Source organism: Bradyrhizobium pachyrhizi, from assembly GCF_001189245.1.
Taxonomy (GTDB): domain Bacteria; phylum Pseudomonadota; class Alphaproteobacteria; order Rhizobiales; family Xanthobacteraceae; genus Bradyrhizobium; species Bradyrhizobium pachyrhizi.
The window spans coordinates 58,788-63,108 of record NZ_LFIQ01000121.1 but is presented as its reverse complement, the minus strand read 5'-3'; the positions used below and the strand labels follow the sequence as shown (position 1 = coordinate 63,108).

Annotated in this window: 4 protein-coding genes; 1 reads left to right on the top strand and 3 read right to left on the bottom strand. The window is 62.3% G+C overall.

What is annotated here, in order from left to right; genetic code table 11:
- Positions 1-144: 144 nt before the first annotated feature.
- The 3 genes from AKL29_RS38215 to rpmB form a co-directional block, all read right to left on the bottom strand.
- Positions 145-1,350 (bottom strand): ABC transporter substrate-binding protein, encoded by a 1,206-nt coding sequence (locus tag AKL29_RS38215; protein ID WP_050387743.1) that lies wholly within the window; start codon positions 1,348-1,350, stop codon positions 145-147.
- 265 nt (positions 1,351-1,615) lie between these two features.
- Entirely contained in the window at positions 1,616-1,843 is a 228-nt protein-coding gene (locus tag AKL29_RS38210) for a hypothetical protein (RefSeq protein ID WP_028336196.1), read from the bottom strand.
- Between the two features lie 956 nt (positions 1,844-2,799).
- A complete protein-coding gene (gene rpmB, locus AKL29_RS38205; RefSeq protein WP_028336197.1) occupies positions 2,800-3,108 on the bottom strand; it encodes a 50S ribosomal protein L28 in 309 nt (102 codons plus the stop codon).
- A gap of 354 nt (positions 3,109-3,462) precedes the next feature.
- Between rpmB and AKL29_RS38200 the strand changes: the two genes are divergently transcribed.
- On the top strand, positions 3,463-4,293 hold the full coding sequence (locus AKL29_RS38200) for a DUF3108 domain-containing protein (RefSeq protein ID WP_080667176.1): 831 nt from the start codon (positions 3,463-3,465) through the stop codon (positions 4,291-4,293).
- The last annotated feature ends 28 nt before the right edge of the window (positions 4,294-4,321 follow it).

Sequence of the window (4,321 nt, the reverse complement as noted above, 5' to 3'; positions counted from 1 at the left end):
ACTTCCAAGACACAGGGACCCATAACCACAAATGTACAAGTGGTGGGACGCTGGGGCCGCAGCTCGCTGCTACAACGGGCTGCAGTGGTAATGGGTCCCGGCCTGCGCCGGGACGACGGAGTGGATGGCTTTGCGTTTACCCCCTCAATCATTCCCGATCGTGTCGCCGAACAGCTGCCAGGTCTCGCCGTTGAACTTCTGCAGCCGCATCGCTTCGACCGGGAAGTAGTCGGTCGGCGAGGTCTTCACCTTGATGCCGGGCAGGAACATCGGCAGCGCGATATCGAGGTTGGCGGCCTGCTTCATGATGTTCTCATGGGTGAGGTCGTCGCCGCATTGCTTCAGCACCTGCACCGTCGCCTCCGCCACCACATAGCCGTAGACGATCAGCTGGTCCTGCAGATTGCCGTCCGGAAAATACTTCTTCATGAAGTCCTGCCAGGCGATCACGTCCGGGTCCGCCTTCCATTGCGGATCGTTCGGATCCTTCAGCGAGTAGGACGAGATGATGTCCCTGGAGTATTCGAAGCCGGCGGGCTTCAGCACCGAGGACACCGAGGTCGAGGTCGCCGCGAGGAAGAACAGGTCCGGCTTCCAGCCGATCTCGCCGATCTTCTTGATCGCCTGCGCCGCCTGCTTGGGGATCGCGTGCATGAACAGCACGTTGGCGCCGGATGATTTCAGCTTCACGATCTGGCTGTCGACGGTCGGGTCAGTCGATTCATAGGTGGTCTCGGCCACCACCATCTTCGCGGTGTTCTCCGGCCCCAGCCCCTTCTTGAAGCCGTTGCCATAATCCTTGCCGGCGTCGTCGTTCTGGTAGAACAGCGCGATCTTCGCGTCCGGCTTGTTGGTCAGCACATACTTGGCGTAGACCGCGGTCTCGGCCTGGTAGGACGGCTGGAAGCCGATCGTCCACGGATAATGCGCGTAATCGCCCCACAGCGTGGCGCCGGCGCCGACGAACAGCTGCGGCACCTTCTTGTCGTTGAGATATTTGCGCACGGCCAGGCCCGTCGGCGTGCCCAGCGGATTGAGGATCGCGGCGACCTCCTCCTGCTCCACCAGCTTGCGGGTCTGCTCCACGGTCTTCGGCGGCGAGTAGCCGTCGTCGAGCGTGATCAGGTTGATCTTGCGCCCGTTCACGCCGCCCTGGTCGTTGATCATCCTGAAGTAGGCGGCCTGCGTCTTCGCGATCACGCTGTAGGCTGACGCCGCGCCGGAGAATGGCGAGGTCTGTCCGAGCTTGATCTCGGTGTCGCTGGCGCCCGTGCCATACTTCTTCTCTGCGGCGTGAACCTGCGTCGCGAGCGCAAGCGCGACGGCTGCCGTGACGGCCTTCCAGATCATCGTGAGCCTCCCTGTGGCTTTTTTGTTTTGTTCGCGAGGGAGAGCTTACGCAGGTCGAGGGAGGTGGGCTTGCGACGAGACGCCGGGGCAGGGATGCGAAAATGCGGCGGGGGTGATTATTACCGTCGTCCCGGCGAAGGCCGGGACCCATTACTACGAGTATTTGCCGTTAAGCGGAATGTCGCCCCAGCGCTCTAACCAATAAACAGCTGGGGTAATGGGTCCCGGCTTTCGCCGGGACGACGATAACGAGAAAGCGGAGTCCTTAGCGCACCCGCACGCTGCCGGTGGTCACCGGATCAGTCGGCAGCACGGTAGCGCCGGCTCTGCTGGCGGCGGCGGAGGTGATCATGCCGGGCTCGGCCGCGGCCTGCACATTGCGGGGCGGGTTGAATTCGAGGATGACGAGGGCGGCTGTCGCGAGCACCGCCACGGCGGCGGTTGCAATCGCAGGCACCAGTCTTCCGCGCGGATCGGCTGCGCGAACTTGCATCGAGCAATTCCTTTATCGGGGTCGTTCTTTGGACGTGACATAGGAACGGCCAGGCTTCTTCCCAAGAGTGCGGCGCACATGCCTCACAATCAGTTGTGCTGGCCGTGATGTCCCTCACGGTCTTCGAGACGATGCGGCGTACCGCGTCGAATCGCATTCGTGTCGGAGGGCTTGTTTGCACACTAACATCTGGAAGAGATCGTGGCGTTTTGCATGCGCCTCATGCGCTCGTGATGATGTGCAGTGATGTTGTGATTAACGGCGGAGCGAGCGGCCCGCTTTGCCTTTATTTATAGGGTTTCTTTGCTGGTCGGGGCGCGGGCGTTAAGCGTTTCTTCACGCACTCTCGATGCATCAAGCAGAAGATTCGTGTGATGTGCACGTGATGGAAGAGATGACATCGCTGTCATTGGCGGCAGCTGTCAGCGGAGTGTCGTAATCATCAGCGACGCCTGTCATTGCGAGTCGCGAAGCGACGAAGCAATCCATCTCTCCTCACGCGACGCGATGGACGATTTTACTTCACGCATCATTGCGCAAAGAAGATTTCATTCGCTACTCACCCGCGCGCACGCGCGTCGGTCGGATCGATACACCTGCCGGACATCAGGAGAGGGTGTGTGCTCGCATTCTCGCGTCGCGATCGGTCTGAGTTTTGCGGCAGCTTGATCCCCGCTTGTCGGCAGAGGGCGCAGGGAACGCCGGGTGCCAGCACGCTCCCATGGGTCCCGAGCTCAGGGTGAACTCAGACGCGATTGCTGCGATGTATCGGCTCCCTGCGATTGCCTCGACAACCTCTCCAAGCACTGCACCATCGCAAATTGAAATGTTCGCGCTCTCGGATGATTCCACGAGGGACGCCCTGAAAGAGACGATCTTCACAAAACAAAAACGGCCGGGTCATCTGACCCGGCCGTTCAAAACTCTCTCCGCGAATTCGCGTGTGCAGCGAGAACTCAGCTCGCCTGCTTCACCGGCGCCGGTTTGCCGACCTTCTTCTCGATCGCGCGCTTCAGTTCGAGGGCGCGGGGCGAGAGCACGTCGGCCTTGGCCTTGAGCAGGTAGGCATCGAGGCCGCCATTGTGGTCGACGCTCTTCAGCGCGTTGGTCGAGACGCGCAGGCGCACGTTGCGGCCGAGCGCTTCGGAGATGAAGGTGATGTTGGCCAGGTTCGGCAGGAAGCGCCGCTTGGTCTTGATGTTCGAGTGGCTCACCTTGTGGCCCGTCTGGGGGCCCTTGGCCGTCAGTTCGCAGCGCCGGGACATCTTACAAAATCCTTATTGCATCCCCGCCGCTCGAAGGGCGTGCAATCACACGGCCCGCGCGGGGGTTTTGAATTCGCGTCCATTTTCCAGGAACCGCGGGTGTATAGGGGGAGAATACCCGAGCGTCAAGATTATATCGCCGCATGCGGGGCGCCGGAAATGCCGGTTCATAAGGTCTTCCAGCCACTTAACGGCGGATATGGCAACCATATAAAGGGCGTATTCGGCTGCAAGTCTAGGTTCCATACAAGATGCGCCTTGTTGTCCGGCCGAATTGAACGCCGAAATGGACAACGGATAGAGCGCCGATAGCAGGACCGTCAGGTAGGTTAAGTGACCACCGCCATTGCCATTTTGCCCCCGCTCGGCCGGCTGCTCGGCCTGTGCGCGGGCGCATTGCTGCTGTTCTGCGCCGAGCGTGCCAGCGCGCAGGGGCGGCTCGACGCCCAGTATGAGGCGACCCTGGCCGGTATCCCGGTCGGCAAGGGCTCCTGGACCATCGAAATCGGCGACGACAGCTTCTCGGCCTCGGCCCAGGGCGGCACCGCGGGCCTCCTGAAGGCGTTTTCCGGCGGCTCCGGCGCGGGCGCCTCGCAGGGCCGCGTCGTCAATGGCACGCTGGCCGCTACCTCCTACACCGCGACCACCACCACCTCGAAGAAGTCGGAGACGATCCGGATGGTGTTGGCCAATGGCGGCATCAAGGAATCCGCGATCGAGCCGGAGCCGCCGGTCGATCCCGACCGCCTGCCGGTGACCGACGCGCAGAAGAAGAACGTGTTCGATCCGATGACCGGCTCGTTCCTGCGCGCGCCCGGCAATGCCGAATTGATGAGCCCGGATATCTGCCGCAGCGGCGCCGGCATCTTCGACGGCCGCATGCGCTACGACCTCAAGCTCGATTTCAAGCGGGTCGAGATCGTCAAGGCCGAGCGCGGCTATCACGGCCCGGCGCTGGTCTGCGCGCTCTATTTCGTGCCGATCTCGGGCTACATCCCGGATCGCCCCGTGATCAAATATCTCGCCGCCCAGCGCAACATCGAAATCGCCTTCGTGCCGATCGCCGGCACCCGCCTGCTGGTGCCGTTCCGCATGACGATCCCGACCCCGCTCGGCCAGGCCATGCTGGAAGCCACCTCGTTCGTCACGACCGCCGCGCCGCCGCGCGTGGCGAAGACGCAGTAAATCGCGCCGTCATTCCGGGGCGATGCGC

Excerpts from the sequence above, each read along its gene's own strand:
- AKL29_RS38210 (WP_028336196.1), bottom strand. The coding sequence starts at position 1,843 with ATGCAAGTTCGCGCAGCCGATCCGCGCGGAAGACTGGTGCCTGCGATT.
- AKL29_RS38215 (WP_050387743.1), bottom strand. The coding sequence starts at position 1,350 with ATGATCTGGAAGGCCGTCACGGCAGCCGTCGCGCTTGCGCTCGCGACG.
- rpmB (WP_028336197.1), bottom strand. The coding sequence starts at position 3,108 with ATGTCCCGGCGCTGCGAACTGACGGCCAAGGGCCCCCAGACGGGCCAC.